We start from the raw sequence: 26,249 nt of genomic DNA on the forward strand, positions 1-26,249 counted from the left end.
AGTGGCTGCGGCCTATCCTTGCTATGGCGCGGCTGAAGACCGGCGGCGCCATCGATCCGGTCGCCGCCTACCGCGCCGCCGGCTACCGGGCGAAGGTCGCAGCCGAACGGCCGGCGGTGGCGAGCGTCGGCGGCGGGATTGTTTGATATTGGCTGAAAATGAAAACCCGCCACGAAGGGCGGGTCGTTGGAGCCAATTAGCACCATATTCAAATTAGTAGCATAGCTGCCGGCACAAAGCAAGAACAAAGTTGCTGTGTAACTGAAAAATTCTGAGAGCCGCGATGAAGCGTGGCCTTGCTACCAACGCTGCGGCGCTCAGCAGTTACGGCATGGATCCTAGGGCGGAGCAGGAGCGAAGCGACGTAGCGGAGACCCTAGGATCCATGCCGTTGCAGTCGCCGAAGATTGCAACGGCGGTTGCGAGGCGAACCGGCACAGGCGTGCGAACCCTCCCGATTCTTTCGATCTTCGCAGTAGACTCAACCGCTCCAAGCGCGTTTCCTAGGCCTACCCCACGCCTCGGAGCACGGCCATGCACAACACCCGCCGAACGCTGATCGCCGTAAGCCTTTCCCTCACCCTGACCTTCGTACCCTTCCTCGCCTATGCCGCCTCGCCGCAGCCGGCGAAGGGCGAGCACGGCATGGTGGTGACCGCCCAGCATCTTGCGTCTGAGGTCGGCGTCGAGGTGCTGAAGAGGGGCGGCAACGCGGTCGATGCCGCGGTCGCCGTCGGCTATGCGCTGGCCGTGGTCTACCCGACCGCCGGCAATATCGGCGGTGGCGGCTTCATGACCATCCGCTTCAAGGACGGCCGCTCGACCTTCCTCGATTTTCGCGAGCGCGCGCCGCTGGCCGCGACCAAAACCATGTATCTCGACAAGGACGGCAAGCCGGTAAAAGGCGCCAGTCTCGACGGCTATCTGGCGGTCGGCGTGCCGGGCTCGGTCGCTGGTTTCGAGATGGCGCGGGAGAAATACGGCACGCTGTCGCGGCAGGACTTGCTGGCGCCGGCCATCCGCTTTGCCAAGGAAGGCTTCGTGCTGGAGCAGGGCGATGCGGCCTCGCTCCAGGGCGGCGCGGAGCGGTTGGCAAGGGACCCAGCGGCGGCGGCCATTTTCCTCAAGCCGGACGGCAAGCCCTATGCTGTCGGCGAGCGTCTTGTTCAGCCCGATCTCGCGGCTTCGCTGGCCGCCATTTCCGAACGCGGGGCGGATGCCTTCTACAAAGGCGCGACCGCCGACGCCATCGTCAAGGCGAGTGGGGAGAAGGGCGGCATTCTGGCCAGGGCTGATTTCGAAAGCTATGCGGTGCGCGAGCTCAAGCCGGTGACCTGCAATTATCGCGGCTACGAGATCATTTCCTCGCCGCCGCCGAGCTCCGGCGGCGTCATCATCTGCGAGATCCTCAACGTGCTTGAGTTCTATCCGCTGTCCTATCTCGGCGCCGGTTCGGCCGAGACGGTTCACGTCATGGTCGAGGCGATGCGCCACGCCTATGTCGACCGCAATTCGGCGCTCGGCGATCCCGGCTTCATCGACAATCCGGTCGCAAAACTGCTCGACAAGAATTACGCCAGGGAAATTCGCGAAAAGATCGATCCGTTCCGGGCCGGCGTCTCGCAGGAATTGATGCCGAAGGGCTTTGGCGAGAGCAACGAGACGACGCATTTTTCGATCATCGACAATGATGGCAATGCCGTCGCGGTAACCTACACGCTGAACGGCTCTTTCGGCGCCGGCGTTGTCGCCGCCGGCACCGGCATCCTGCTCAACAACGAGATGGACGATTTCACCCAGAAACCCGGCGTGCCCAATCTCTATGGCCTGGTCCAGGGCGAGGCGAATGCGATCGCGCCGAAAAAGACGCCGCTGTCCTCGATGAGCCCGACCATCCTCGCCAAAGACGGCAAGCCGTTCATGGTCATCGGCAGCCCCGGCGGTTCACGCATCATCACCATCACGCTGGAGGCGATCGTCAACGTCGTCGACCACGGTATGAACATCCAGGAGGCCATCGACGCGCCGCGCATCCATCACCAATGGTTGCCCGACACGGTCTATATCGAACCTTTCGGCCTGTCGCCCGATACCGAAAAGCTGCTTACCGGCATGGGCTACCGCCTCGATCTTGCCGACACGACCTGGGGCCAGGCGGCCGGCATCCTGGTCGGTGGCAAGAGCCTGGCGGAAATCGAGAAGGGTGGCGGCGCCCGCTACAATGGCGCCATCGACAGCCGCGCCGCAGCCGGCAAGGCTATCGGGTATTAGACCCCAAAAGTGGGAATCGGTTTTTCGGATAAGATCATGGTCAACAATAAGATTTCGCTCTGAATCAGGTGACCAGCGCGATCGTGGACGCTATCAGCATCAGCGCCGCGATGCCGACGAACAGGGCGTAGATGCGTGGCCGGTCGAGCAGAAGCGCATTGCCGGATATCCATGCCGCGGTGGCGCCACCAAGCGCGAAAAAGAAGGTGCTGCGGCGCCCGAAGCTCAAGCCGGCAGCCATCAGGCCACCGATGATCAGGGCGCCGAACACGATGATCACGGCGACTGCGTATTTCTCGAAATCGTTGCTGCCGGCGCTCGGGCCGATTGCGTTCAACCTCGACAGATCGTCCGGATCGAACGGGCTGGTCGACCCATATTCGTCTTGACCGACAGGCTCATGCATTATTCGTTCTCCGCAAACCGACAGCAAATCATCAAGCCTCGCCGAGCGCAACCGCTCGCCGAATGTGATCGGCACGGTGTTCAACACTTTCTGGCGGCGGCTTGCCAGAAATTTTTGAATTCGCGCTTGGATCGCCGCCCCGCTGCGCGGCCTGGTCAAGCGCCTTGCCCGAGCTGAACCTTCATGCCGCCCTGGCCAAAGACTGCGTTGCCTGAACGGAAGCCCCAAGCACCGCCTGTGCGCTGTCTGCCTGCCTTTCATCGACATGCGCCAGCACCAGGATCACACCTTGTGCGGCATCTGGCTTGCCTGGCTGCTTGCCGATATCGGACAATGCGCCGAAAAGTCTGCCGGCAACGCAGCCCAAGGCTGCACCGACGAGGGCCGATGCCAGCCATCCCGCGCCGAGGGGATCGATGCCGGGGATATCGAAGGCGCCGAGGCCGGCCAACAAACCCGCCGCGCCAAGGGCGGCACCGGTGCCTGGACCGCGCAAGACGGCGCCGATTTCGTCGTCGTAGGGTCCGATGATACTGATCTGGTGGCGCGCAATTCCTGCCGCCTGAAGTGCTTCGACGGCTCGCGCCGCCTGGTCATGGGAATCAAAAAGTCTGCTGATTGTTCGCATTGAAACTGCCTGTGAGGCCCCCCGGCCCTCGACGGTGCGGCGGGTTCCTGCTGAGCGACGACGCCGAGGAACCGCCTAACGCATACGTCGCCCGCCGCTCATTTACGGGCGGCGGGCGACGACTGCCCGAGCTTTCACGTCACTCGATGATCTTGACGATCTTGCGCGTGCCTGGGTCGACGACGACGGTGCGGTTGTCGACGACGACATAGCGGTATTTGACGTTGGGGACTTCATGAAGCTCGACGGTATCGGGGAGCGTCGAGCCGATATTGAGCTCCACCCCAGGGATTTTCACCGAGGCCAGCGGCTGCTTTTTCACATACTCCTTGATGATCGTTTCCTGCTGCGGTTCGATGACAACGTCTTGCGCCGCAGCGGCGCCGATGCCTGCCAGCAGCAAAAATCCCGCCACCGCGGTGGAAAGATGCATTCTCATGGTCGTCTCCTTTGCGAACTCGGTCCGCTCTTCACGCCAAGGCTCACTCGAACGGAAGGCAGCTGAAAACGTTCCGTCGACGGGGCTTCGGTCCCGCCCGGCAGGGACCAACCGACGTGTTGCCGCAGGACCTAAGTCTGATCCTTGCGCGCAAAGGGTGGGTTTGCCGCGTGACCCGGAACCGTGGCGGCGCGTGGCCGTTGCTGGCTGCACGTTCCGGGAGGATTCCATGGAAAAGGTCGACGGTTGCTCGCACCGGTCCTGGCTGTTTCCATTCCGATCGAACCCGGCATCTGCGCAGCACTGTCCCTTCCTGCGCCGATAAGGGTTCGCGCGTCACTTTGTGGCGGGCGAACCCTCAAATTGCTGCGTGCACCAAAGTTGACCCCCTGAAGCGAAGAGAAGGGGCGAGGAGAGCGGAAATGGCCGATGACAAGAGCAAGCGAGACTTCAGCGACCGCAATCGCGTTTCGGCGGATGAATATTATGAGGTCGAATATTTCGCGCGGGAAAATGGTGTTTCGCCCAGCCAGGTGAGCAAGCTGATCAAAAGGACCGGCGGCGACCGGATGATCCTCTCGCAGGCGGTGAAGGCATTGCGCGAGCGCAAGTGAGCTGGCGGCGAAGCCAACGGTGGAAAGGCACTGATCGCGATCGGCCGAGATCCGGCCAGCTATCGACAACGTGCCCGGATGCCGCCGCTTCGGCCAAGCGCAATGCCCCGCTACTTCTTCGATTCCGATGAAGACGGAATTGTCTATTCCGACGATCAGGGAACGTTATATGACGATCTCCCGCTGGTCAGGAAAGAAGCCCTTCGCACATTGGCCGAGATGGCCAGGGATGGCCTTCCTCATCGCAGGATTGCAGTCAAGGTCCGGGACGACCGTGGCGGTCTGGTCCTTGAAGTGGCTTTGACCTTTGCCGTTGAAACGCGGCACTTCGACGAGCGGATTTTCCGGATCGACTTGCGCACGAACTGACGGCTCGATCATCATCGCGCCGACCATCAGATTTCTGATGCAGCGGCAACTTCCCCTGGCGCGGAACATTAGAAATCTCTAATTGTTATCTTAAGCAGCGGGAACCTCCCAGGTTTCTGCTGCAGATCGGGTGCAACCCGATCGGCCCGCGCCCTCCGCCAGAGGCGCGGGCTTCGTTTGTTTAGCCGATGCGCAACGCCGTTCGGGAGCAGCATATTGGAGGCCTGCGGGAGCATTAGTAACATCTGTCGCTACCGCGGCGCCCTGGCGCCCAGGCAACGGAGCCCGTCGTCCGACAGGGCGGCGGGCTTTTTTGACGCGGGTCGGTCATCACGCAATCGATGGAATTCTGGCCGGCGCCGCTTCGTGTGGCATGGGGTAAGGTGCCCTGACGCAGCGCCGGCCAAGCGGAAATCAGGTCCGCCGCAGCCAGATTGTAGCCGCGCCGGCGCAGCAGGTAATTGCGTGATCGCGGAAGCCGCACCATTGCAGAGCCCTCCCCAGCAGTTCGGCCTGCCCAGCGGCTGAACCGCGGCATTCATTCATTCTGACGATGCATCGGACGCCCCGACGGCGGAAATTGGACACCGCGCTCGCTCGCGACTATGGCGGCCGATGCTCCCTGCAGATTTCGGATGAAAGGCTATTCTACCCTTGTCGCGCCTGGATTCTTATCAGATCGTGGCAAGGGTTGCTTTTCCGGCCGCGTTTGCCGGCGTTCTGCTGTTCGCCCTTTTGCCGGAGCAACTCCTGCGGGGCCTTGGCCTGGCTTTCACGTCTGATCACGACAAGCTCAATCACGCCGCCGCCTTCGTCGTCCTGGCGGCTCTCGGAAGTTTCGGCTGGCCGGAACGCAAGGCGAAGCTGATCGTACTCCTCGTTCTCACGGGCGCAGCGATCGAGGGGCTTCAGGCCGTGCGACTGATAGGGCGCGACCCGGATCTATTCGACTGGGTCGCCGACTGCGCGGGAATCGCGTGCGGACTGATGGTTGCAAGCTGGACAAGGCGGCTCGCCGGCGGATTGCCATAGCTCGAAAGCGCATAACGGAATCGGCGCGCCCGTGCCCCAATAAGGGGAAATTGGCCGGCGCCACTGGGGGGCGCGTTGGGGTAAGTTGCCTGATGGGGCGCCGGCCAGGCGGAAAAATTACGTCCGCCGCAAAGTAACATAGCAGGAACGGCAAAGCGCGGCAGTAGCGTGATCGCGGAAGGTCCGCGTTGGCGCCTCCGGTGCGGTGACCCGTTTTGGATCAACAAATCTGGCACCTGAATTGCACTGCAGGCAATGCCGGGAAATCCCGGCAATCGTCCCCGAATATGGGGCCTCGCCGCTTCGCAAATGGAGCGGCGGGCCTTTTGCCGGACGTTGAAAAGTAGGCCGATCAGCGGCGTAGCCGATCACGGTGTGCTTAGCCCGATTTCCCCTGCCAAGTGCTTATTCTCACAAGAGAAATTCTAAAGCGCCCAAGCATCGGTGCTTGACACAGGTTTCGATAACTGGATAAGTGGATACACAGATACGCTCTGATCGGACCAGGGACATGGCAGCTGACGCAATCGAGCCGTTGGGCATCACGACCGCCGAGGAGGAGGCTTATCGCCACATTCAGCGGGCCCTGAGGATGGGGCGTTACCGGGCCGGGGACCGGCTGATCCCGGAAGAGATCGCGACGGAAATCGGCATGAGCCGCATGCCGGTTCGCGAAGCATTCCGCCAACTGGCCGCGGAAGGTCTTGTGGTCATTCGCCCGAACCGTGGCTGCATCGTCGCCGGGCTTACCCTCGATGAGATCTACGAAACCTTTGAAATACGCTCGGTGCTCGAAGGGCTGGCGGTGAGGCTTGCCATGCCGCACATCGATGCCGAAGTGCTTGAAGAACTGGAACGCCAGCTGGACCGCATGGAGCGCGCCAGCCAGACCGGCAGCAGCGACTGGGTCGTGCGCCATCAGGCCTTCCATTTGCAGATTTGCCAACTGAGCAACCGACCCAAACTCGTCCGGCAGATTGCCAGCCTGCACGTCGTGATCGAACCCTACCTGCGCATCTGGTTCGACTATGTCGACAAGCCCGCCAGCGCGCGTGCCGAGCACGAGATCCTGATCGACGTGCTGCGGTCAGGTGACGCCGGCAAGGCTGAGATCGTCATGCGGGATCATATCGTCGAGACAGCGCCGCTTCTGGCCAACTTCGCAAGTCCCGGCCGCCGCTAGGGAATACCATCTAACTCGTTGAAGCCGGAAGATAATCCGGCACGACGAAAGGGAACTGCCGTACCGGCAAAAAAGAGGAGAATGACATGAAAATTAGCCGCATCGCAGCCATTGCGTCGGTCCTGTTCGGCCTGGTCCAGGCCGCCGTTGCACAAGAAACACCAAAGGCAATTACTATTGCCACCGAAGGAGCCTACGCGCCCTGGAATTTCACAACAGCCGACGGCAAGCTGGACGGCTTCGAAGTCGATCTCGCCAACGATCTGTGCGGGCGAATGAAGATCGAGTGCAAGATCGTCGCACAGGACTGGGACGGCATGATCCCCGCGCTGACCGTCGGCAAGTTCGACGTGATCATGGCGAGCATGTTCATCACTGAAAAACGTCTGAAGGTCATTGATTTTACCCAGCCATATGCGGTTGACCCCTCAGGTTTCGCGGTCGCCAAGGATAGCGAACTGGGCAAGCTCGGCATTTCCAACGAGCGGTTCAAGCTGGACAATGAAGCCACTTCGCAGGCGGCAATCGACAAGCTCAAGCCATTGCTGAAGGGAAAGATCATTGGAGTTCAGGCTGCAACGGCGAACCTGGAATTCCTGAAAAAATACTTCTCGGACGTCGCCGAGATTCGCGAATACAAGACCACCGAGCAACACGATCTCGATCTTGCCGCGGGTCGCATCGACGCGCTCTTCGCGCAACAGACAGCGCTGGCCGCCACGCTGAGCAAGCCGGAGTTCAGCGACTATACGCTTGCAGGACCAGGATTTGTCGGGGGTCTCTTCGGTCTTGGCTCCGGGGCCGGCATCCGCAAAGAGGACACCAAGCTGAAAGACATGCTCAACGGCGCCATCGACGCCGCGACCGCCGACGGCACGATCAAAACCCTGTCGCTTAAATGGCTCAAGAGCGACGTTACTCCAGTCAAGTAAGCGCTTGCCGGCGAACGGCCATTCCTGACCACGTTCCGGAGCTGAGCCGTTCGTCCTGCCGGGGGCATCAATGCCGGGGGTATCAATGCCGGGGGTATCAATGGTTGACGCATTCCGGCTGCTTGGTTTCCGGCACGGAGGTTGGGGGGCTGCTCTTCTCATGGCGGCCTCGGTCACAGTGCTCCTGTCTATGCTGGGCTTTGCGCTTGGCGCTGTATTTGGCGGGCTGGCAGCGGCCGGGCGTCTCCGCAACTCCAAAATATTGAGGTTCTTGGCCCTTGGCTATTGCACGGTTTTCAGGGGCGTGCCCGACCTTCTGACCATTTATCTGCTTTACTATGGAGGTAGCGTCGCCCTGACCTCGCTTGGTCATAGCCTGGGCGGGTCCGGATTCGTCGGCGTTCCGGCCTTTGCCACCGGAACCTTGGCTATCGCGATCATCTCGGGCGCCTATCAAGCCGAGGTCTATCGAGGGGCTTACGTCGCCATCGACCAGGGACAGCACGATGCCGCTTGCGCGCTTGGTCTCAACCGGCTGCAGCGGCTGCGACAGGTTATTTTTCCCCAGCTCCTGAGATACGCGCTGCCAGGTCTCGGCAATGTGTGGCAGTTGGTTCTGAAGGACTCGTCGCTGATATCGGTAATCGGCCTCGTTGAACTGATGCGCCAGGCGCAGATCGCTGCAGGTTCGACCCGTGAACCGTTCATTTTCTACATTGCTGCAGCCTTGCTCTATCTGGCTATCGCTTCCGTCACGGGCCACGCCTTTTACCGTCTGGAACGGAAGGCGCCGTGGCGCGTCCGGTCGGCATGATAGATTTCAGTTTTTTCCTCGAGATCCTGCCGAAGCTACTCGCCGGCCTGCCGCTCACGATGGAACTGGCCCTGACTTCCATCGTTGCCGGCTTCATTCTTGCCGTCACATTGGCGCTTGCCCAGCAATCGGAATCGCCCTTCGTCGTCTTGCCGATCCGTGGCTTCGTTGCCGTGTTCAGGGGCACGCCTCTGCTGGTGCAGATTTTTCTGACCTATTATGGCCTTGGTCAATTCCGGCACCAACTGTCGGCAATTGGATTATGGGCCGTTTTCCGCGAACCCTACTGGTGCGCAATCATCGCGCTGACACTCAACACCACCGCCTATGGCAGCGAAATCCTCCGCGGCGCGATTCAATCGGTGCCACGCGGCCTTGTCGAGGCGGCGCGGTCTGTCGGCCTGTCCACCTGTTTGACCTATCGGCACGTTATCCTGCCGCTGGCCTTTCGCCAGGCGCTGCCGAGTTACGGCAATGAAATCATCCTGATGATCAAGGGCACGTCTCTGGCTTCCATCGTGACCTTGATGGAGGTGACTGGAATTGCCCAGGGATTGATCTCCCAGACCTACCGCGCCTTTGAAGTCTTCATCTGCGCGGGCGCCATTTATCTCGCTTTGAACTTCGCGATCATCCGTGCCTTGGCGGCACTCGAATACTGGATGTCGCGGCATCTGCGGCACCGCCCCTCGACGATGAGCGACGCCGCCTCTTGAGCACGATCAGAAGGGCATAGCATGCGAAATTTTGAGAAACCAACGCGCTCGGTCGTCGTTTCACGCGAGGCCATGGCCGCCACCTCTCATCCGTCGGCGACCCTGACGGCGGTCGAGATCATGGCGGCCGGCGGCAACGCCATGGATGCCGCCATCGCAGCCTGCGCGGTGCAATGTGTCGTCGAGCCAGCCTCGACCGGCATTGGAGGCGACTGCTTCGCTCTTCTGTCGCGAAACGGATCCGGCGAGGTCATCGCCTACAACGGATCGGGCAGGACACCCGCCGCCCTGACAATTGACTGGTTCCTCGAACGTGGCATGGCCGAGGTGGCCCGCAATTCTCCCGGCTCCGTCACCATCCCGGGAGCCATCGATGCCTGGACCAGATTGCACGCTGATCATGGACATATGCCCTTCGATCAAATCCTGGCCCCCGCTATACGTTTCGCCGAGGAAGGCTACGCCATTTCACCGCGGGTCCATCGTGACTGGGCGTTGGAAGAAGAACTTCTGGCCTCCGATGTAGCCGCGAAACGGATTTTCCTGCCAAACGGCCGCGCGCCACGTGTTGGCGAAGTGCATCGCCAGCCTGAGTTGGCTGCAACGCTGCGGCTGATCGCCAAGAAGGGACGAGAGGCCTTCTACACTGGCCCTGTGGCCGACGACATGGTCGCCTATCTTCGTGGGCTCGGCGGATTGCACACACTCGAAGATTTCGCCTCGGCAACAGGCGAATACGTGACCCCGATCAGCACGGCGTTCCGAGGCTGCGATGTGTTCGAATGTCCGCCGAATGGCCAGGGTGTGATCGCGCTGCTCATTCTAAACATCCTCTCGCGCTTCGAAGCGCACGGCGACCCGCAATCCGCGGACCGGCTTCACCTGGAAATCGAAGCAACACGCCTCGCTTACGCCGCGCGTGACCTGCTCGTCGCCGATCCCGACACTTCCGAGGTCCCGGTGGCCGACATGTTGTCGAATGCCTGGGCCGATCGTCTGGCCGGCATGATTGACCTAAAGCGCGCCCGCGCGGACCTGCCGGCGTTCGATATGCCGCTGCACAGCGACACGGTCTATATTTCCGTTGTCGATAAGGACCGCAATGCGGTCAGTTTCATTAACTCGGTCTTCGACAGCTTTGGCTCGGGCCTGGTCTCGCCACGCTCCGGTGTCGTCTTGCACAATCGCGGGCAAAGCTTTTCGCTTGACCCCAGGCACCCCAATGCAGTGGCGCCGAACAAGCGACCTTTGCATACCATCATACCCGGGATGCTTGCGAGAGACGGCCGGGCCGAAATGCCTTTCGGCGTTATGGGCGGCTACTACCAGGCAATGGGCCACGCGCACCTGCTGACGAAGGTGCTCGATTTCGGGATGGATCTGCAGGAGGCGATTGATCTGCCGCGGGTCGCCCCCGTCAGCGGCACCATGAACGTCCAGGCCGAACACGGGCTCGCTGGCGAAACCGTAGCTGAACTTAGCCGACGCGGTTTCGAAATCATTCCCGCCACGGACCCGATCGGCGGTGCGCAGGCCATTCGCATCGATTGGGCAAACGGGACCCTGCTGGGCGGTTCTGAACCGCGCAAGGACGGCTGCGCCCTCGGTCTGTAGAGCGGTTATGGCCAGAGCGGGATGCAAGATGCCGAAGATGCTCTCCATCGACATTTGGCCGGCGAGCAGGAGCCGCTGGCGCCATGGTCCCGATAATTCTTGCACGCCATCGACAATCCGATCGGCGCGAGGTTGTCACCCATGTCTTAGGTACAAACTGTTACCCATGTCTCCGAGCCGTACATTTGAGATTTGGCGCACCCGACAGGATTCGAACCACCGACACGCGGATTTTCAGTCCGAACAGACCCCTTGCATCCCAAGGCTTTCAGCGTCCCATGTTGATGTCGCGCTCGATGATTTGACTTCAATCAAATCGGCTCGACTGCTTCGACCGAAGATCCAGGTAGCGATGCCCGTAACATGAAGCATGAGTCAATCGGCCGTCGAGGACTGCCAGGGCGGTGCATCCTGCCAGGCCAACTCTTCCAATAGTTCCCTCACCAAGTTCGGATATCGGTCGTTTTCTCGGGTGTATTCGATAGGAAAGAAGGGATGCATACCATCCAACGCTTGGCCTCCCGACAGTCGGATGCTCACAAGCCATGACCGGCCACGTTGTGTTAGCTGTGGCAGAAGGTGATCCAAGCCAGCGAATTGGAGGAGGCGCCGGTCAAATTCTGACCCTTCACGATGATAGTCGTAGCCGAGCTGGGTAAATTGCCTGGAGATGGCAAGATGAACCTGACCGCCACGATTCCCCATACTGTGGCTGTGAGCTAGTTTAATGGCCTCATGTTGCGCCAATGCATCTGCGAGATCCGGGACTGTTCGAAAAATCCAGTCGATCCGGTCTTGAATGTCTAGCGCCCGAAGGCCTGATTGCCACAACTTATTGGCTTCAATGTCCGTGAGGCGCGTTCCGTGGAACGCTAATACGTCACTCCCTTTGACCCAATCGATCGATCTATCAATGAGGGTCTCGGGATCGGATGAAGCGCGGTATAGGATATCTCGAGCATCTTCTACGAATTTCGGCGCAGCACTCCGTAGGACCGCCTCGATGTCGTTAGGCAGAAGGTCTCCTAGTTCCTTTCTCAGGGGCATCATCCAGGTATCGGCGTCGAAATCGATGGTGAAACGGTTCATGCCAAAAATGCTCTTTCAGCGGCGGCCATTTCCTCGGCGTCATCGCCACGAGGGAACAGGTGGCCATAGACGTCAGCGGTCATCGTCACCGAACTGTGTCTCATGAGGCTCATTGTGCCGAACGAATGTAACGGGAGGCACGGCGAAATGACAAGCTTCGCCGCCCCCTTCGCGCTTACCCACCAACCAAGGATGGGTGGAGGGTGTCGTAGCGCTCGACGTTAAACCATTGGTAGGTGTATCCGTCTTCAGGCTTATTGCTCATACGGCTCTTGACCAGAAGCCAAGTGCGGCCTGTGCAATTGTCGAGCATCACGGATGCATAGGGCTGGTTTCCATTGCCAGGGATAACAGAGAAGCAGTGGGTCTCCTGCGTGCGGCTGCCGAATACACCGTCACAGCCTGATAAAGCCAGGGGCGCTATCACAGCGACAGCCGTCTTCATGACGCGCTTTCCTATGGATAGCACCCATTTAGCCATGCCTCGCCCCCAAAGGCTATATCGCGCTTCATGTCGCGCGGACCTGCCGATAGTCGCAGGAAACGCTTGGAAATCAAGGGAACCCAGTTGCAACATGGCGCGACATGGAAACTGGTTCCGTCGTGGCTCCAGTCATCACCAACAGCTTGAATTCATACAGGAAAGTGATGGTGCCCAGAGGCGGATTCGAACCACCGACACGCGGATTTTCAGTCCGCTGCTCTACCAACTGAGCTATCTGGGCCTGCTCCGGTGGGCGGCAATCTGCACACCGGGTTCATGAAAGCGCCGTCGGCACCCCTTGAAAGCGCGTGGGTTATAGCACGGGAATCCGGACTGTCCAGCGCTTAGAGCATGATCCCGAAAGTGGAATCCGGTTTTCGGAAAAAGATCATGCTCAGATAAAAAGCATGATCCCGAAAAGTGGAATCCGGTTTTCGGCAAAGATCATGCTCAGACAAAAAGCATGATCCCGAAAAGTGGAATCCGGTTTTCGGAAAAGATCATGCTCAGACAAAACGCCAGAACCTGTTCCGTCCGACAGTGCCGGGATGGAACAGGTTCTGGACATTGATCGCAGGCGGGAAACGACAGGCAGTCCGCAAGGCCGATCATTAGTCACGATCGCGGCTGCGAAACCGTCCCAAGCCTGTGGAAAACCGCAGGTGGACGGCGCTATTTCTGGTCGTCGTTCTCGTCCTCGTCGTCGCGGCCCGGGATGACGTAGACCCCCTTCAGCCAGCGGTTGAGGTCGATGTCCTTGCAGCGCGTCGAGCAGAACGGGTAGGTTTCGCGCGCCGATGGCTTGCCGCATTCGGGGCAGGGCCGCTTGGGCCGCAACGGCGTGACCTTGTCGTCCGGGCTCATATCCGCGCACCCGACAGCCAGTTGGCGTGCACCTTAAACCCTTCGCCGCTCAAAAGCGCTACCGTCTCGTAGAGTGGCAGGCCGACGACGTTGGTGTAGGAGCCGACAAGCTTGACGACGAAGGCGCCGGCAAGCCCCTGGACGCCATAGCCGCCGGCCTTGCCGCGCCATTCTCCGGATGCGATGTAGGCCTCGATCTCCTCGCGCGGCAGCCGCTTGAAGCGCACCCTGGTCTCGACCAGCCGCAAGCGCTGCTTGCCGCCAGGTGTGATCAGGCAGATGCCGGAATAGACGCGGTGCGAACGGCCGGACAAAAGCCCAAGGCAGTTGGCGGCGTCGTCGAGCGTCTCGGCCTTGGGCAGGATGCGTCGCCCGACGGCAACCACCGTGTCGGCCGCCAGCACGAAGCTCGGCGCGTATTCCGTCTCGGTTTTCAGCGAGGCCAGCGCTTTCTCGGCCTTCTGCGTCGCCAGGCGCTTGGCCAGCGAGCGCGGGTGCTCGGCGCGCAGCGGCGTCTCGTCGACATCAGCCGGCAGCACACGGTCCGGCTCGATGCCGGCCTGCTGCAGCAGCTCGATCCGGCGTGGCGAACCCGAGGCAAGCACGAGCTTCTGCAAAATGCCCATCGCGATCCCGGCCGGGTCCTTGAACTTACTTGAAGCGGTAGGTGATGCGGCCCTTGGTCAGGTCGTAGGGCGTCATCTCGACCAGGACCTTGTCGCCGGTCAAAACGCGGATGCGGTTCTTGCGCATGCGGCCGGCCGTATGGGCGATGATTTCATGTTCGTTTTCGAGCTTGACCCTGAACATCGCGTTGGGCAGCAGTTCCGTCACGACACCCGGAAACTCGAGGACTTCTTCCTTCGGCATTCGATACCTTTGCTTGGATGGGTACTTCCAGCGCCCCGGCCGGAAAGTTGCGCGGAACCTATATGATAAACGCCCGCTTGTGAACATGCTTAATCCGCGGCGTTTTCAGCCCCGTTGCCGAGGAAACGGCGGCCGATCCGCGCCTTCAGCCGCTCGCGCACGTCGCGGTAGGCGGCCATGATCTGCTCGCGCGTGCCGCTGACGCCGGTCGGGTCGGGCATCGGCCAATATTCGACCTCGACGGCCAGCGAGCGGGTGAGTTCGAGCGCGATGTGGTGGGCTTCCGGCGCCAGCGTGACGATCAGGTCGAAATAATCGTCCTCGAGGTCATCCATCGTTCTCGGGTGCCGTTCGCCGAGCGACAGCCCTTCTTCGGCCAGCACGGCATCGACGAACGGATCGCGTTCGCCGCCGCGCACTCCCGCCGAGGCGACGAAGGTGGTAGGCGGGAGCACCTTGCGCGCCAGCAATTCGGCCATCGGCGAGCGCACGGCGTTCATGCCGCAGACAAACAGGATCGAGCGGGGCAGGATCTGGCGGGGCAGCGGGGCGGCCAGTTTCAGCCTCGCCAGTGCAGCACGCAAACCAGCGTGAACAGCCGGCGCGCCGTGTCGAAGTCAATCTCGATCTTGCCGGCAAGCCGGTCCATCAGCCTCTGCGAGCCTTCATTGTGCAGGCCGCGCCGGCCCATGTCTATCGCCTCGATATGGCTTGGCGTCGCGGTGCGGATGGCATCGTAATAGCTTTCGCAGATCATGTAGTAGTCCTTGACGATGCGCCGAAGCGGCGTCAGCGACAGGATGTGGGTGACCACGGCTGCGCCGTCCTCGCGCGTCACCGCGAACACCAGCCGGGACTCGGCCAGCGACAGTTTCAGCCGGTATGGCCCGGCGCCGTCGTCATTGACCGGCTGGAAGCGGTTCTCCTCGATCAGGTCGAAGATCGCCACCGCCCGCTCATGCTCGACATCGGGCGTCGAGCGGCCGATCGTCTCGTCGAGCTCGACATCGATCAGCCTGGCGCGGGTTTGGTCGTAGTCGGACATTTCTACATGTTCAGCCGGATGGCGACGGAGCGTCCATGCGCATCGAGGCCTTCCGCCTTGGCGAGCGTGATCGCCGCCGGCGCCAGTGCCCGCAACTGCTCCGGCCCGAGCTTCAGGATCGAAGTGCGCTTGACGAAATCGAGCACCGAAAGCCCGGACGAAAAGCGCGCCGAGCGCGCCGTCGGCAGCACGTGATTGGAGCCGGCGACATAGTCGCCGATGGCTTCCGGCGTGTGGCGGCCGAGAAACACCGCACCGGCATTGCGCATCCGCGCCAGGAACGCCTCTGGGTCGTCGATGGCAAGCTCGACATGTTCGGCCGCGATGCGGTCGACCAGCGGCAGTGCTGCCTCGATCGTCGGCACCAGGATGACGGCGCCGAAATCGCGCCAGCTCGCCGCCGCCGTTTCTCCGCGCGGCAGGTTCTGCAACTGCCGCCCCACCGCCTGTTCTACCGCTGCGCCAAAGGCACGGTCGTCGGTGATCAAGATCGACTGCGCCGACACATCGTGTTCGGCCTGGGCGAGGAGGTCGGCGGCGATCCAGTCCGGATCGTTGCTGCCGTCGGCGACAACCAGCACTTCCGACGGCCCGGCGATCATGTCGATGCCGACCGTGCCGAACACCTGGCGCTTGGCCGCCGCGACATAGGCATTGCCAGGGCCGACGATCTTGGCGACGGGCTTTATCGTTTCGGTACCATAGGCAAGGGCCGCGATCGCCTGGGCGCCACCAACGCGGTAGATTTCGGAGACACCGGCAAGGTCGGCTGCCACCAGCACCAGCGGCGGCACCTCGCCGCCAGAGGCCGGTACCACCATGGCGATGCGCTCGACGCCGGCGACCTTGGCCGGCACCGCGTTCATCAGCACCGAACTCGGATAGCTCGCCGTGCCGCCCGGCACGTAGAGCCCGACGGCCTCGATTGCAGTCCAGCGCGATCCGAGCTCGACGCCGGCGGCATCGGTGTAGCGGTCGTCCTGCGGCAGCTGCCGCTGGTGGTGGGAGCGGATGCGCTCGCGCGCGAATTTCAGCGCCTCGACCGTCTGCGGATCGGCGGCCTCGTAAGCCTTGGCAATGTCGTCCCTGGAGACGGCGATGCCGAGCCTGGCCAGGTCGCCGCCGCCGAATTTCTGCGTGTACCCGACCAGCGCCGCGTCGCCCTCGGCGCGCACCTTGGCGATGATCTCGCGCACCACGGCGTCGACATCGGCCGAGACTTCCCGCTTGGTCAGCAGGAACGCGGCAAAGCGCTGCTCGAAATCGGCGTCGGACTGGCGAAGCGTGATAGCCATTACATCAGACCCTGTGGACCGGGCGCGACGTCGCTTCCCAGGCGCCGCCGACATCGGCAAGCCGCGCCTCGATGCATTCGACATCGAGCATGATCGCGCCGCCGCCCGAAAAGATCAGCTCGACGATGCCGGCCGGTTTGTCGAGCGCGAGAAAGCTGATCGCCAGCAGCGACAGCACCTCGTCCGGCTTGTCGCGGGCAATGCCGCTGGTCTTGGCGCCGAGCACCCGGTCGAAATGCAGCACGGCCTGCCGCCGCTCATTGTGCTGGCGGAAGAAGCCGGATTTCGCCTCCCAGACGAAGCGGTTCATGGTCAGCACGAAGCGCTTTACCGAAGGCAGGTACTCGAGATCGCTGACCTTCATGACGGCATCCTGGACATGCGCCGAGATGATGCTCAGATCCTGATCGTCGAGCGCGACAAGCTTGAGGCCATTCATGCGGAATTCGCACCTGCGAGTTGATTATTCGACCTTCTGTTAGGCGGTCTTTCCTGCTCGTGCAACCGCGCCGGAGGTCTTGTCCAGGCAATCGCCCCGGTCAGCGCTGCCCCTCATCCCCCTGCCAGCCCCTTCTCCCCTTATAGGGACGGGGAGAAGGGGCTGGCCGCAACCTCGGCACCCTCCCGCAACGCTGGAGATTGGCGAAATCCTTCGCGAGGCGTCCCTTCTCCCCGTCCCTATACGGGGAGAAGGTCCCGGCAGGGGGATGAGGGGCAGCGCCGACCTGAGCCTGCTATGGTCACCCCGAAATGCGCTCGATCTCCGCGCCGCAGCCGGACAGCTTTTCCTCCAGCCGCTCGAAGCCGCGGTCGAGATGGTAGACGCGGTTGACCGTGGTTTCGCCTTCGGCCGCAAGGCCGGCAATGACCAGCGACACCGAGGCCCGAAGATCGGTCGCCATGACTGGCGCGCCCTTCAGCTTCGCTACGCCGTCGACGATCGCCGTCTGGCCGGACAGCGTGATGTGGGCGCCGAGCCGGGCGAGTTCCTGGACGTGCATGAAGCGGTTTTCGAAGATCGTCTCGGTGATGCGCGACTTGCCCTTGGCCATCGTCATCAGGCCCATGAACTGCGCCTGCAGATCGGTCGGGAAAGCCGGGAAGGGCGCCGTCGTCACATCGACCGGCGAAATGCCGGCGCCGTTGCGCCTGACGCGGATGCCGGAATTAGTCTGCGTGATCTCGGCGCCGGTCTGCGAAATGATGTCGAGCGCCGTCTGCAACAGGTCGGGCCGCGCGCCTTCCAGCACGACGTCGCCGCCGGTCATCGCCACCGCCATCGCATAGGTGCCGGTCTCGATGCGGTCGGGGATCACCCTGACGCGAGCACCCGACAGCGCCTCGACGCCGTCGATGGTGATGGTCGCCGTGCCGGCGCCCGAGATCTTCGCGCCCATGGCGTTGAGGCATTCGGCGAGATTGACGATCTCCGGCTCGCGCGCGGCGTTTTCGAGCACCGTCTCGCCCTTGGCCAGCGAGGCCGCCATCATCAGCACATGGGTGGCGCCGACCGAAACTTTCGGGAACACATAACGGTTGCCGACAAGCCGGCCGTTCCTGGTCTTGGCGATGACGTAGCCGGTGTCGACGTCGATATCGGCGCCCAGCGCCTGCAGGCCTTCGAGGAAGAGGTCAACCGGCCGTGTGCCGATGGCGCAGCCGCCGGGCAGCGACACCTTGGCCTCGCCCATGCGGGCCAGCAGCGGGCCGATCACCCAGAACGACGCCCGCATCTTCGACACCAGCTCGTAAGGCGCCGTCGTGTCGACGATGTTGCGGGCCGAGAAAGTGATGGTGCGCGAATAGCCTTCCTGCTGCTTTTCGCGGCGGCCATTGACCGAATAGTCGACGCCGTGATTGCCGAGGATGCGGATCAGCTGCTCGACATCGGCCAGATGCGGCACGTTTTCCAGCGTCAGCGTGTCATCGGTCAAAAGCGCGGCGATCATCAGCGGCAGCGCAGCGTTTTTCGCGCCCGAGATCGGAATGCTTCCGGCAAGCTTGTTGCCGCCGACAATTCTGATGCGATCCATGAAGAGCGTCCCCTCGGCGCCAAGGCCGGTTTAAATCGGTTGAGTCTGTTGCGGCCATCTAGACCATTGGCCGGCTTGGTTCAAGAAACAGGCTACTCCCCACTTTGGCCCACGCCGACTTGGCCAAAGTACCGGCGACCAACATAGCCGATTCGCGTTAATCTTTTTTCATCACCGCTTGCAGCCCCTCCGGCCGCTTGTCGGCGTCGCCGGCTCTTCGTGAGCGCGATTGCGCCTTGCGCTTCTGCAGGTTGGCGCGCAACTGCTCGGCCAGCCGGTCCTTGCGGCCCGTTCCGGCCTTTTTCGCTGAACCATCCTTCTTCGGTGATCCATCCTTCTTCGGTGATCCATCCTTGTTCGGAGAAACTGTCTTGCCGTTCATCGTTCTGCCCCCGGCCGGCGACCCGCCGGTGCATATAAAGGGATAGCCAACATTGTGGCACGGCCATGTCCGCAACGATCGCCCGGTGCGGCCTTTCAACCCGTCTTTGTCTTGGCCTTGCGCTTGCCGGTTCGATATGGCAGAAGCCCCGCCATCGGCGGCTGCGGTAGCTCAGTGGTAGAGCACTCCCTTGGTAAGGGAGAGGTCGAGAGTTCAATCCTCTCTCGCAGCACCAGTCTATCCGCACCATGCAGAGCTATGGCCATCGCCGCGCATGACCGACTGAGCAAATAGAGGCTATCAGGGCAGATCGCGACGCATACCGGCTGAATGATACGGAGCCGAGCTGCCTTGTGCCCGGCTCCTCCGGCTTTGACGGGAACCTATGCAGCGTCGCCTGTTAGTTGCCGACGTCGCCGCTCCGGAGCCGCTTCACGCACAAAGCGCGAAGGACCAGAGCGGCATCGGCGTAAGTGATCGCCTTTTCGCCGCCGAAAACCAGTGCATTGCCGACAACCTCTAGGACATCGCCCTCGATGCGCCAAGGAAGAATATCGGTGCAGGTCCGCATGCGGCCGAAGACCGAACTGATCGGCACCATCTGGTCCTCAAATTCCACGTGCGGCTCGTCCGTTCCCGGAATCCAGGTTTGGTAAGCTTCCAAGGCATCGTCGAAGGCTCCGTGCAAATGAATCGGAGCATGGCCCTCATGCAGTACGGGTAAAAGGCGTGTGGTCATCGGTCTCCTCCTGGATCGCGGCAGCCAGCCAATGCTGCCAGGTAACCCCCGCATTTCGATGATTGGTCTATGGCCGGATGCGACGGGCGCCTACCCAATAGCCGCAAGTGCCGATGCCCCAATAGAAGGCTTCATCCCGTCCTGAGCGGCGAAATTTCGCCTCGGAGTCAGAAGCGTCGTCCGCCTGCGCCTGATCCGGCGCATAACGTGAACGCTCCATGGGCGGGAAAAGGGCGCCGATCACGATCCTGATACAGCCCGGAACGGCTTCCAGAAATGTCTGCGTCATCGTCATCTCCTGATCCTGCGAACATGGACGGCGAAAAGTCAGGCACTTGAAGCGGGCAGTATGACCGGCTTCTTAGCAAATGTCTATCAAACTTGTAGACATTGGCTTGTAAGGAGCGAGCCTCAGACGAAATACCATGCGAGCTTGCCTGTGACTACGGTGGATGCTTGATCGCCAAGCTTCCTGCTATCCGCGCCTCGAACGGCCGCAGCTCCCGGTCTCTTGGCACTTTGCGACGGGGATCAGCTCCATCGCGCCTTCCTCGCGAGCGCGACGGATCTTCAGAATGATGATCCGTCCTTCATGAACCTTGGTCGAGCCGCCAACATGCGATCAGGTGCTCGTCCCCAGCTTGGCTGAGGGGCGGTTCGGCTTTCCAGCAATCGGCAACAGCGAGCGAGCAACGGCCGGCGAAGGCGCATCCCTGGCTCGGGCCCGCCGCGGTGTCGGCCTGAGAGATGATCTTCGGCGCTGCATCGTCTGAAGACGCCGCCAGCAGCAGTTTCGTATAGGGATGATTGGGTCCGTGAAAAATCTGGTCGGATGAGCCGGTTTCGACCAGGCGGCCGCGGTACAGCACGCCGATCCTGTCGGCCATGTAGCGCACGACCCTGAGATCGTGGCTGATGAACAGATAGGTCGTGTCCTTGTCGCGCTGCAGGTCGTTGAGCAGGTTGAGAACGGTTGCCTGGACGGAAACGTCGAGCGCCGAAGTGGGTTCGTCGAGCACGACGACCTTCGGCACGCCGGCGAAGGCCCGTGCGATGGCCGCCCGTTGCCGCTGGCCGCCGGATAGTGATCGCGACTTCTGCTCGGCTGTGGCGCCGGCAAGGCGAACCGATTGCAGCAAATCGCTGACGCGGGCCTTTATCTCACTGCTGCGCAGGCCGGCGAGCCGGCGCAGCGGGCGGCCGAGTATCCTGCCGATCCGCTTACGCGGATTGAGCGTGCGATCCGGCGACTGGAAAACCATCTGCACATCGCGGCGTTCGCCAATACTTCTCTTCTCGACGCGCGGTGCGACCGTCCTGCCGAACAGCTCGACCGATCCGGCGTCTGGCATCTGTAGGCCGGTGACGATCCTTGCCAACGTAGACTTGCCGGAACCGGATTCGCCGATCAGCCCGAAGGTCTCGCCGTGGCCGATGTCGAGATCGATATTGCTGAGCACCAGTTGGCTGCCGAACGCATGGCTGATGCCTTTGCAGGCGATCGCGATTCGGCGTTCTTTGCGCCGGCCCGCGTCTTCATTCTGGACCGCCGAGTGCGATGGCAGGCCGTCCGCCTCCGCCAGTCTTCCATTCCGCTTCGTGTAGTTGAGCGCCGGGATCGAGGCGATCAGCGCCTTCGTATAGGCGTGAGAGGGGTTGTCGAAGACGTCGCCGGCGGCGCCGCTTTCGACCACGGTTCCCGACTGCATCACCGCCACCCGGTCGCAGGTGCGGCGGATCATGTTGATGTCGTGGCTGATCAGCAGAATGCTGGTTTTGTGGTCCTTGCGCAGGCCGGAGAGGATAGCGATGATCTCGGACTGGACGCTGGCGTCGAGCGCCGTCGTCGGCTCGTCCAGCACCAGCAGCGACGGGTCGAGCGCAATCGCGATGGCGATGTTGGCGCGCTGCTGCATGCCGCCGGAGAGTTCGTGTGGATAGAGCCCCAGCACCCGCTCCGGATGGCTCACCCGAACGCGCCCGAGCAGTTCGCAAGCCCGCTCGCGCGCCTCGTCATGGCGCACCGGGCGATGCCGCATGATCGTCTCGGTGATCTGGCGGCCGATCGTCATGCTTGGGTTGAGGGCCGCGCCCGGGTGCTGGTAGACGGCGGCGATATGATTTCCCCTGAGTTGGCGCAACTGCTCGGCGGAAAGGTCGCGGATTTCGCGGCCCTGGAACTCCAGCGCTGACGCCGCGATGCGGGCATTCTTCGGCAGATAGCGCAGGATGGCGAGCGCCACCGAGCTTTTCCCCGATCCAGACTCGCCGACAAGGCCGAGTGCTTCGCCTTCGCCTATGCGCAGGGAGACGCCACTGACGGCGGGATGCGATCCATTGCGCCCGTCATAGGCGATGGAAAGCTGGTCGACGTTCAGAACCGAGGAGGACATTGGGAGCTTGAAACCACTTTCTTCCAGCGTCGCGATCGAGGGCAATCGCTTCCACTTTTGCAATGCTTTATCTCTATAAAATTACTAGAATTAAGCCGGAGCGCAATCTAACTTTCATGGCTCAAGAGCGATTGTCGCCGCTTGCCGAAGCAGCGCGACAATCTCCGGAGCAGATTTGGCTCCAGCGCAGATCTGGAAGGAGACTGGCATGGCTCGAGACCACATGATCCTCAGCGCATTTTTCTTCAACCCGCAGGGCGATCATCGGATGTCGTGGCGCCATCCGCGGGCGCCGGGCCGGGAGGTGCTGGACTTCGAGTTCTACCGTGATCTCGTGCAGGCGGCCGAGCGGGCCAGGATCGACACCATCTTCGTCGCCGACCACGCTTCGATCTGGGATTCGGTCAAGAGCGGTGTCGCCCACTACGCCAATGCCCGCCTTGAGCCATTGACGCTGCTGTCGGCACTGGCCGGCGTGACCAAACACATCGGCCTGATCACCACGGTGTCGAGCTCGTACAGCGAGCCCTACAATGTTGCGCGCATGTTCGCCTCGCTCGACCATATCAGCAAGGGCAGGGCGTCGTGGAACGTCGTCACATCGGCCATGGACGAGGAGGCGCGCAATTTCGGCCGCGACGGCAACATAGAACATGCGTTCCGCTATGAGCGCGCGGCCGAATTCCTCGATATCGTCAAGGCGCTTTGGGACAGCTGGGAAGACGAGGCGCTGCTGATCGACAAGGAGGCGGGCTATTTCGCCGATCCCGACAAGGTCCACCCCGTCGATCACAAGGGCAAGCACTTCAAGGTGCGCGGGCCGCTCAACGTCTCGCGGCCGCCGCAGGGCCACCCGCTGATCGTCCAGGCCGGCTCGTCCGAGGACGGCAAGAACTTCGCCGCCGCCCAGGCCGACGTGCATTTCGCCATCTACAGCACCAGGGAAGACGGCATCAAATACCGGCAGGACATCAACGAGCGCCTCGCCCGCTATGGCAGGAAGCCGGAGAGCTTCAAGATCCTGCCGGGCATTCTGCCGATTGTCGCCGCTTCCGAGGCGGAAGGCCGCGAAAAGCAGGAATATCTCCAGACCCTGTTGCCCGATCAGGTCGGCATCGACCTTCTGTCCAGCTGGAGCGGCATCGATCTCTCCGTCTATCCGCCAGACGGGCCGCTGCCGCCGCTGCCGGACGAGAGCACCTTCAATGGCGGACGGACATCGCTCAACCGGGTCAAGGAATGGTCGAAGCAGAATCTCAGCCTACGCGACATCGCCCGCAAGCTCGCCAACAGCGGTTCGGTGCCGACCGTCGCCGGCACGCCCAAACAGATCGCCGACCAGTTGCAGGACTGGTTCGTTTCAGGCGCCGCCGACGGCTTCAACCTGATGTTCCCGCTGCTGCCCGAGGACTGGGTGAATTTCGCCGAGCAGGTGGTGCCGGAGCTGCAGCGTCGCGGCGTGTTCCCGACCGAATACGCGCCGGGAACGCTGCGCGACCGCTTCGGTCTGGCGCGGCCGGCAAACCGCTTCGCCGAGCAGCGCGACAACGCACGCGCCGTGTCCTGACCGGGAGAACGATCATGACCGTCGCGCCAAGATTGCAGCCTCGCGAAGCCACCGCGCCGCAGCTCGTCAATGTCCTGCACAGTCCCAAGCGTGTGCGCGTCAAATTCGGCGGCCGCACGATCGCCGACAGCCGCAACGTGCTGGTGCTGCGCTCCAACCATTTCCTGCCGATCTATTTCTTCCCGCCGTCAGCGGTAGACCCGTCGGTGCTGAAGCCCTCGCTGCATCGCGAACCGCATCCAGTCGGTGGCGAGACGGCCTATTGGGATATCGACAGCGGCGACAGGCGCAGTGCCAACGCGGCGTGGGCGTTCATCTCGCCGCCGGACGAAGCGCTGGCGTCCCTGGCCGGGCGGATCGCCTTCACCTGGAAGGCCGTCGACCAATGGTTCGAGGAGGACGAAGAGGTCTTCGTCCATGCGCGAGACCCTTATGCGCGCATTGATGTGCTGCAAAGCACGAGCCATGTGCAGGTCTGGTTCGACGGCGAGCCGATCGCCGACAGTCACCGCCCGGTGCTTTTGTTCGAGACCCATCTGCCGACGCGTTTCTATCTGCCGGCGGAAGACATCCGGCTGGAGCGGCTGACGGCGTCCGTTACAACGACGCGATGTCCCTACAAGGGCATCGCCTCCTACTGGTCGGGGCTGCTGAGCGACGGAACGGTGCGCCCGGACATCGCCTGGAGCTACCGGGAACCAATCGCCGAAATGCCGAAGATCAAAGGCCTCATCGCCTTCTATCCGCAGGCCGTTGACCGCATCCATCTCGACGGCGAACCCGTCGCATAGGTTTTCAATTTTCATTTCAAAGCAGGGTTTTAACATGACCAAACGCAGGGATATCGACGCACTTCGCAGCCTGTCGGGGGACATCTGGAATGTCGCCGTCGACGAATATCAGGGCGGCTTTCTCAAGCGCCGCGATCTCCTGAAATACGCCGCACTGCTCGGCCTGACAGGCTTTGCCGCCTCGCAGGGGTTCGGAGCCGCACGCGCCGCGGCCGCCGCCGGCGGCACGGTTCGTGTCGGGCTCGGTCAGCCGACCAAGGCGATCGATCCGGTTTCGGTGACCGATCCGGCCAGCATCGGGGTGATCAGCCAGGTCGGCGAATATCTGATCCTGGACGATCCGAAGGACGGTCTCCAGCCGAAGCTCGCCTTGTCGTGGGAGGCCGACGAGACAGCCAGCCGCTGGACCTTCAAATTGCGGCAAGGGGTGAAATTCCACGATGGCCGCGCGGTCACCGCCAGGGACGTGGTGGCGAGCTTCGAGCGGCTGGTCGATCCGGCCAGCGGCTCGTCGGCGCTCTCAGCCTACAAGGGCATCCTGTCCAAGGGTGGCGCCAAACTGGTCGACGAGCAGACAGTCGCCTTCGATCTCGACGGTCCCAACAGCAACTTTCCCTTCTATGTCTCCTCCGACGTCTACAATGCGGTCATCCTGCCGGCCGACTATGCCGGCGATTTCGAGAAGACTTTCAACGGCACCGGCCCGTTCAAGCTCGAATCCTTCCGTCCCAAGCAAGGCGCCAGCTTCGTGCGCAACACCGATTACTGGGGCGAGAAGGCACTTCCCGATCGTGTCGAGATCAAGTTCTTCGACGACGAGCAGGCCCAGGTGCTGGCGCTGCAGGCCGGCCAGCTCGACGTCATCCCGAGCACGGCGCGCCTGGAACTGGCGATCGAGGGCAACCCCGCCTTCAAGCTGCTCAGCGTGCAGGCAAGCTCGCATGATCAGGTGCATCTGCGAACCGACCAGGCGCCGTTCACCGACAAGCGCATCCGCCGCGCGCTGGCACTCACCATCGACCGCGAGGCGGTGGTCAAGGGCCTGCTGAAGGGCCGCGCCATCGTCGGCAACGACACCCCGTTCGCGCCGATCTTCCCTTCGGCCGATCCGTCGGTGCCGCAGCGCAAGCACGATATCACGGAGGCCAAGCGGCTGCTTGGCGAGGCTGGCGTGCCGAACGGCTTCGAGGTGACGCTGACCACCGAACGCGCCTATGACATTCCCGACTATGCGGTGATCATCCAGAACTTCGCCAAGAAGGTCGGCATCGATGTCAAGCTCAATGTCCTGCCGCAGGACGCCTATTACGGCTCGGCGACCTTCGGCAGCTCGCCCTGGCTGGATTCGGTTCTCGGCATCACCGACTACGGCCATCGCGGCACGCCCGACATCTTCCTCAACGCCACGCTGAAGAGTACGGGAGCCTGGAACGCGGCGCATTTCAACAACCCCGGCTATGATGCGCTGCTGCTCGACTACTCGAAGGCGCGTGACCTCAATGCCCAGCGCCTTGCTGCCGGCAAGATCCAGACGCTTTTGCTTGACGAGACGCCGGCGATCATCAGCTACTTCTCGCAATACAGCCGGATTGTCAGCTCGAAGGTCGAGGGCGTGCGCTTCACCGCAATCTCGCATCTGCTGCTCGATCGCGTTTCCTTCGTCCAGGCATGATCGCGAC

At 62.1% G+C, this 26,249-nt stretch carries 29 protein-coding genes, 2 tRNA genes and 1 pseudogene; 14 read left to right on the forward strand and 18 right to left on the reverse strand.

The features are described from left to right. Window positions 1-5 precede the first annotated feature (5 nt). A pseudogene (locus NKJ81_RS18695) lies at window positions 6-146 on the forward strand (sugar isomerase); the annotation flags it as partial. A gap of 388 nt (window positions 147-534) precedes the next feature. Beyond that, window positions 535-2,271, forward strand: coding sequence for a gamma-glutamyltransferase (ggt, locus tag NKJ81_RS18700; protein ID WP_352541326.1), 1,737 nt, complete (start codon window positions 535-537; stop codon window positions 2,269-2,271). Between the two features lie 64 nt (window positions 2,272-2,335). On the opposite strand, the gene NKJ81_RS18705 is transcribed toward ggt (NKJ81_RS18700), so the two are convergent. From NKJ81_RS18705 to NKJ81_RS18715, 3 genes are all read right to left on the reverse strand, one after another. Continuing rightward, complete coding sequence (locus NKJ81_RS18705) at window positions 2,336-2,677, reverse strand: hypothetical protein (protein ID WP_292663955.1); 342 nt, start codon at window positions 2,675-2,677, stop codon at window positions 2,336-2,338. A gap of 181 nt (window positions 2,678-2,858) precedes the next feature. Beyond that, window positions 2,859-3,305 carry a hypothetical protein gene (locus tag NKJ81_RS18710; RefSeq protein ID WP_352541327.1) on the reverse strand — a complete coding sequence of 149 codons (447 nt, stop codon included), beginning with the start codon at window positions 3,303-3,305 and terminating at the stop codon, window positions 2,859-2,861. Window positions 3,306-3,444: 139 nt separating this feature from the next. Next, entirely contained in the window at window positions 3,445-3,744 is a 300-nt protein-coding gene (locus tag NKJ81_RS18715) for a DUF1236 domain-containing protein (RefSeq protein ID WP_352470142.1), read from the reverse strand. 422 nt (window positions 3,745-4,166) lie between these two features. Here NKJ81_RS18715 and NKJ81_RS18720 point away from each other — a divergent pair, with 422 nt between their 5' ends. From NKJ81_RS18720 to ggt (NKJ81_RS18755), 8 genes are all read left to right on the forward strand, one after another. After that, window positions 4,167-4,358 carry a DUF3606 domain-containing protein gene (locus NKJ81_RS18720; protein WP_023719459.1) on the forward strand — a complete coding sequence of 64 codons (192 nt, stop codon included), beginning with the start codon at window positions 4,167-4,169 and terminating at the stop codon, window positions 4,356-4,358. A 102-nt stretch (window positions 4,359-4,460) separates the two neighbouring features. After that, on the forward strand, window positions 4,461-4,727 hold the full coding sequence (locus NKJ81_RS18725; protein ID WP_352501726.1) for a DUF6894 family protein: 267 nt from the start codon (window positions 4,461-4,463) through the stop codon (window positions 4,725-4,727). A gap of 654 nt (window positions 4,728-5,381) precedes the next feature. Next, window positions 5,382-5,759 carry a VanZ family protein gene (locus NKJ81_RS18730; RefSeq protein WP_352541328.1) on the forward strand — a complete coding sequence of 126 codons (378 nt, stop codon included), beginning with the start codon at window positions 5,382-5,384 and terminating at the stop codon, window positions 5,757-5,759. Between the two features lie 511 nt (window positions 5,760-6,270). Then, on the forward strand, window positions 6,271-6,942 hold the full coding sequence (locus NKJ81_RS18735) for a GntR family transcriptional regulator (RefSeq protein ID WP_352470145.1): 672 nt from the start codon (window positions 6,271-6,273) through the stop codon (window positions 6,940-6,942). A gap of 86 nt (window positions 6,943-7,028) precedes the next feature. Further along, the gene (locus NKJ81_RS18740; RefSeq protein WP_352470146.1) at window positions 7,029-7,874 is read left to right on the forward strand and encodes a transporter substrate-binding domain-containing protein; all 846 of its coding nucleotides are present in this window, start codon (window positions 7,029-7,031) and stop codon (window positions 7,872-7,874) included. Between the two features lie 100 nt (window positions 7,875-7,974). Beyond that, window positions 7,975-8,688 carry an ABC transporter permease gene (locus NKJ81_RS18745; RefSeq protein ID WP_502904299.1) on the forward strand — a complete coding sequence of 238 codons (714 nt, stop codon included), beginning with the start codon at window positions 7,975-7,977 and terminating at the stop codon, window positions 8,686-8,688. Next, on the forward strand, window positions 8,685-9,404 hold the full coding sequence (locus NKJ81_RS18750) for an ABC transporter permease (RefSeq protein ID WP_352501748.1): 720 nt from the start codon (window positions 8,685-8,687) through the stop codon (window positions 9,402-9,404). The genes NKJ81_RS18745 and NKJ81_RS18750 overlap by 4 nt, the downstream gene beginning before the upstream one ends. A 21-nt stretch (window positions 9,405-9,425) precedes the next feature. Next, the gene (gene ggt, locus NKJ81_RS18755) at window positions 9,426-11,018 is read left to right on the forward strand and encodes a gamma-glutamyltransferase (protein ID WP_352501729.1); all 1,593 of its coding nucleotides are present in this window, start codon (window positions 9,426-9,428) and stop codon (window positions 11,016-11,018) included. Window positions 11,019-11,393: 375 nt separating this feature from the next. Here the strand turns inward: ggt (NKJ81_RS18755) and NKJ81_RS18760 are convergent, their stop codons facing one another. The 12 genes from NKJ81_RS18760 to NKJ81_RS18815 all read right to left on the reverse strand — a co-directional run bounded on the left by NKJ81_RS18760 (window position 11,394) and on the right by NKJ81_RS18815 (window position 19,080). Continuing rightward, window positions 11,394-12,107, reverse strand: a complete 714-nt coding sequence (locus NKJ81_RS18760) for a hypothetical protein (protein WP_352541330.1) — start codon at window positions 12,105-12,107, stop codon at window positions 11,394-11,396. A gap of 175 nt (window positions 12,108-12,282) precedes the next feature. Next, window positions 12,283-12,552, reverse strand: a complete 270-nt coding sequence (locus tag NKJ81_RS18765) for a hypothetical protein (protein ID WP_352541331.1) — start codon at window positions 12,550-12,552, stop codon at window positions 12,283-12,285. 204 nt (window positions 12,553-12,756) lie between these two features. Next, window positions 12,757-12,832 (reverse strand) — tRNA-Phe (locus tag NKJ81_RS18770). A 431-nt stretch (window positions 12,833-13,263) separates the two neighbouring features. Further along, on the reverse strand, window positions 13,264-13,455 hold the full coding sequence (gene yacG / locus NKJ81_RS18775; RefSeq protein WP_023677402.1) for a DNA gyrase inhibitor YacG: 192 nt from the start codon (window positions 13,453-13,455) through the stop codon (window positions 13,264-13,266). After that, window positions 13,452-14,081 carry a Maf-like protein gene (locus NKJ81_RS18780; RefSeq protein ID WP_352541332.1) on the reverse strand — a complete coding sequence of 210 codons (630 nt, stop codon included), beginning with the start codon at window positions 14,079-14,081 and terminating at the stop codon, window positions 13,452-13,454. Before NKJ81_RS18780 ends, yacG begins: the two co-directional genes overlap by 4 nt. Window positions 14,082-14,106: 25 nt before the next feature. Next, window positions 14,107-14,325, reverse strand: a complete 219-nt coding sequence (gene infA / locus NKJ81_RS18785) for a translation initiation factor IF-1 (RefSeq protein ID WP_006200926.1) — start codon at window positions 14,323-14,325, stop codon at window positions 14,107-14,109. Window positions 14,326-14,414: 89 nt separating this feature from the next. Continuing rightward, window positions 14,415-14,897: an arsenate-mycothiol transferase ArsC gene (locus NKJ81_RS18790; RefSeq protein WP_502893829.1), complete on the reverse strand. Its 483-nt coding sequence runs from the start codon at window positions 14,895-14,897 to the stop codon at window positions 14,415-14,417. Next, entirely contained in the window at window positions 14,885-15,370 is a 486-nt protein-coding gene (locus tag NKJ81_RS18795) for a UPF0262 family protein (protein WP_352470151.1), read from the reverse strand. The genes NKJ81_RS18790 and NKJ81_RS18795 overlap by 13 nt, the downstream gene beginning before the upstream one ends. Before the next feature lie 2 nt (window positions 15,371-15,372). Then, window positions 15,373-16,665, reverse strand: coding sequence for a histidinol dehydrogenase (hisD, locus tag NKJ81_RS18800; RefSeq protein ID WP_352541333.1), 1,293 nt, complete (start codon window positions 16,663-16,665; stop codon window positions 15,373-15,375). Between the two features lie 4 nt (window positions 16,666-16,669). Continuing rightward, a complete protein-coding gene (locus NKJ81_RS18805) occupies window positions 16,670-17,104 on the reverse strand; it encodes a DUF2948 family protein (protein WP_352470153.1) in 435 nt (144 codons plus the stop codon). A 301-nt stretch (window positions 17,105-17,405) separates the two neighbouring features. Beyond that, window positions 17,406-18,698 carry a UDP-N-acetylglucosamine 1-carboxyvinyltransferase gene (murA, locus tag NKJ81_RS18810; protein WP_023677408.1) on the reverse strand — a complete coding sequence of 431 codons (1,293 nt, stop codon included), beginning with the start codon at window positions 18,696-18,698 and terminating at the stop codon, window positions 17,406-17,408. A 157-nt stretch (window positions 18,699-18,855) separates the two neighbouring features. Next, on the reverse strand, window positions 18,856-19,080 hold the full coding sequence (locus NKJ81_RS18815; RefSeq protein ID WP_352541334.1) for a hypothetical protein: 225 nt from the start codon (window positions 19,078-19,080) through the stop codon (window positions 18,856-18,858). Window positions 19,081-19,240: 160 nt separating this feature from the next. Between NKJ81_RS18815 and NKJ81_RS18820 the strand changes: the two genes are divergently transcribed. Then, window positions 19,241-19,315: transfer RNA gene (locus NKJ81_RS18820), tRNA-Thr, on the forward strand. Window positions 19,316-19,480: 165 nt separating this feature from the next. On the opposite strand, the gene NKJ81_RS18825 is transcribed toward NKJ81_RS18820, so the two are convergent. The 3 genes from NKJ81_RS18825 to NKJ81_RS18835 form a co-directional block, all read right to left on the reverse strand. Next, window positions 19,481-19,819: a BRA0787 family protein gene (locus NKJ81_RS18825; RefSeq protein WP_352541335.1), complete on the reverse strand. Its 339-nt coding sequence runs from the start codon at window positions 19,817-19,819 to the stop codon at window positions 19,481-19,483. A 67-nt stretch (window positions 19,820-19,886) separates the two neighbouring features. Next, window positions 19,887-20,114 (reverse strand): hypothetical protein, encoded by a 228-nt coding sequence (locus NKJ81_RS18830; RefSeq protein WP_352541336.1) that lies wholly within the window; start codon window positions 20,112-20,114, stop codon window positions 19,887-19,889. 295 nt (window positions 20,115-20,409) lie between these two features. Next, window positions 20,410-22,212, reverse strand: coding sequence for a dipeptide ABC transporter ATP-binding protein (locus NKJ81_RS18835; RefSeq protein ID WP_352541337.1), 1,803 nt, complete (start codon window positions 22,210-22,212; stop codon window positions 20,410-20,412). Window positions 22,213-22,420: 208 nt separating this feature from the next. Between NKJ81_RS18835 and NKJ81_RS18840 the strand changes: the two genes are divergently transcribed. Genes NKJ81_RS18840 through NKJ81_RS18850 form a run of 3 tightly spaced genes read left to right on the forward strand, consistent with a single transcriptional unit; the run spans window position 22,421 to window position 26,242 of the window. Beyond that, window positions 22,421-23,779: an LLM class flavin-dependent oxidoreductase gene (locus NKJ81_RS18840; RefSeq protein ID WP_352541338.1), complete on the forward strand. Its 1,359-nt coding sequence runs from the start codon at window positions 22,421-22,423 to the stop codon at window positions 23,777-23,779. A gap of 14 nt (window positions 23,780-23,793) precedes the next feature. Next, complete coding sequence (locus NKJ81_RS18845; protein WP_352541339.1) at window positions 23,794-24,570, forward strand: DUF427 domain-containing protein; 777 nt, start codon at window positions 23,794-23,796, stop codon at window positions 24,568-24,570. A 34-nt stretch (window positions 24,571-24,604) separates the two neighbouring features. Next, window positions 24,605-26,242 carry an ABC transporter substrate-binding protein gene (locus tag NKJ81_RS18850; RefSeq protein WP_352541340.1) on the forward strand — a complete coding sequence of 546 codons (1,638 nt, stop codon included), beginning with the start codon at window positions 24,605-24,607 and terminating at the stop codon, window positions 26,240-26,242. The last annotated feature ends 7 nt before the right edge of the window (window positions 26,243-26,249 follow it).

Source organism: Mesorhizobium sp. M0018, from assembly GCF_040323955.1.
Lineage (GTDB): Bacteria > Pseudomonadota > Alphaproteobacteria > Rhizobiales > Rhizobiaceae > Mesorhizobium.

Bases quoted from the DNA above. Each gene is read 5' to 3' on its own strand.
- NKJ81_RS18760 (WP_352541330.1), bottom strand. From the start codon at position 12,107: ATGAACCGTTTCACCATCGATTTCGACGCCGATACCTGGATGATGCCC.
- NKJ81_RS18840 (WP_352541338.1), top strand. From the start codon at position 22,421: ATGGCTCGAGACCACATGATCCTCAGCGCATTTTTCTTCAACCCGCAG.
- NKJ81_RS18795 (WP_352470151.1), bottom strand. From the start codon at position 15,370: ATGTCCGACTACGACCAAACCCGCGCCAGGCTGATCGATGTCGAGCTC.
- NKJ81_RS18725 (WP_352501726.1), top strand. From the start codon at position 4,461: ATGCCCCGCTACTTCTTCGATTCCGATGAAGACGGAATTGTCTATTCC.
- NKJ81_RS18750 (WP_352501748.1), top strand. From the start codon at position 8,685: ATGATAGATTTCAGTTTTTTCCTCGAGATCCTGCCGAAGCTACTCGCC.
- NKJ81_RS18720 (WP_023719459.1), top strand. From the start codon at position 4,167: ATGGCCGATGACAAGAGCAAGCGAGACTTCAGCGACCGCAATCGCGTT.
- NKJ81_RS18815 (WP_352541334.1), bottom strand. From the start codon at position 19,080: ATGAACGGCAAGACAGTTTCTCCGAACAAGGATGGATCACCGAAGAAG.
- NKJ81_RS18830 (WP_352541336.1), bottom strand. From the start codon at position 20,114: ATGACGATGACGCAGACATTTCTGGAAGCCGTTCCGGGCTGTATCAGG.
- NKJ81_RS18710 (WP_352541327.1), bottom strand. From the start codon at position 3,305: ATGCGAACAATCAGCAGACTTTTTGATTCCCATGACCAGGCGGCGCGA.
- ggt (WP_352501729.1), top strand. From the start codon at position 9,426: ATGCGAAATTTTGAGAAACCAACGCGCTCGGTCGTCGTTTCACGCGAG.
- NKJ81_RS18740 (WP_352470146.1), top strand. From the start codon at position 7,029: ATGAAAATTAGCCGCATCGCAGCCATTGCGTCGGTCCTGTTCGGCCTG.
- murA (WP_023677408.1), bottom strand. From the start codon at position 18,698: ATGGATCGCATCAGAATTGTCGGCGGCAACAAGCTTGCCGGAAGCATT.
- hisD (WP_352541333.1), bottom strand. From the start codon at position 16,665: ATGGCTATCACGCTTCGCCAGTCCGACGCCGATTTCGAGCAGCGCTTT.
- NKJ81_RS18805 (WP_352470153.1), bottom strand. From the start codon at position 17,104: ATGAATGGCCTCAAGCTTGTCGCGCTCGACGATCAGGATCTGAGCATC.
- yacG (WP_023677402.1), bottom strand. From the start codon at position 13,455: ATGAGCCCGGACGACAAGGTCACGCCGTTGCGGCCCAAGCGGCCCTGC.
- infA (WP_006200926.1), bottom strand. From the start codon at position 14,325: ATGCCGAAGGAAGAAGTCCTCGAGTTTCCGGGTGTCGTGACGGAACTG.
- NKJ81_RS18765 (WP_352541331.1), bottom strand. From the start codon at position 12,552: ATGAAGACGGCTGTCGCTGTGATAGCGCCCCTGGCTTTATCAGGCTGT.
- NKJ81_RS18715 (WP_352470142.1), bottom strand. From the start codon at position 3,744: ATGAGAATGCATCTTTCCACCGCGGTGGCGGGATTTTTGCTGCTGGCA.
- ggt (WP_352541326.1), top strand. From the start codon at position 535: ATGCACAACACCCGCCGAACGCTGATCGCCGTAAGCCTTTCCCTCACC.
- NKJ81_RS18845 (WP_352541339.1), top strand. From the start codon at position 23,794: ATGACCGTCGCGCCAAGATTGCAGCCTCGCGAAGCCACCGCGCCGCAG.
- NKJ81_RS18735 (WP_352470145.1), top strand. From the start codon at position 6,271: ATGGCAGCTGACGCAATCGAGCCGTTGGGCATCACGACCGCCGAGGAG.
- NKJ81_RS18850 (WP_352541340.1), top strand. From the start codon at position 24,605: ATGACCAAACGCAGGGATATCGACGCACTTCGCAGCCTGTCGGGGGAC.
- NKJ81_RS18825 (WP_352541335.1), bottom strand. From the start codon at position 19,819: ATGACCACACGCCTTTTACCCGTACTGCATGAGGGCCATGCTCCGATT.
- NKJ81_RS18835 (WP_352541337.1), bottom strand. From the start codon at position 22,212: ATGTCCTCCTCGGTTCTGAACGTCGACCAGCTTTCCATCGCCTATGAC.
- NKJ81_RS18705 (WP_292663955.1), bottom strand. From the start codon at position 2,677: ATGCATGAGCCTGTCGGTCAAGACGAATATGGGTCGACCAGCCCGTTC.
- NKJ81_RS18780 (WP_352541332.1), bottom strand. From the start codon at position 14,081: ATGGGCATTTTGCAGAAGCTCGTGCTTGCCTCGGGTTCGCCACGCCGG.
- NKJ81_RS18745 (WP_502904299.1), top strand. From the start codon at position 7,975: ATGGTTGACGCATTCCGGCTGCTTGGTTTCCGGCACGGAGGTTGGGGG.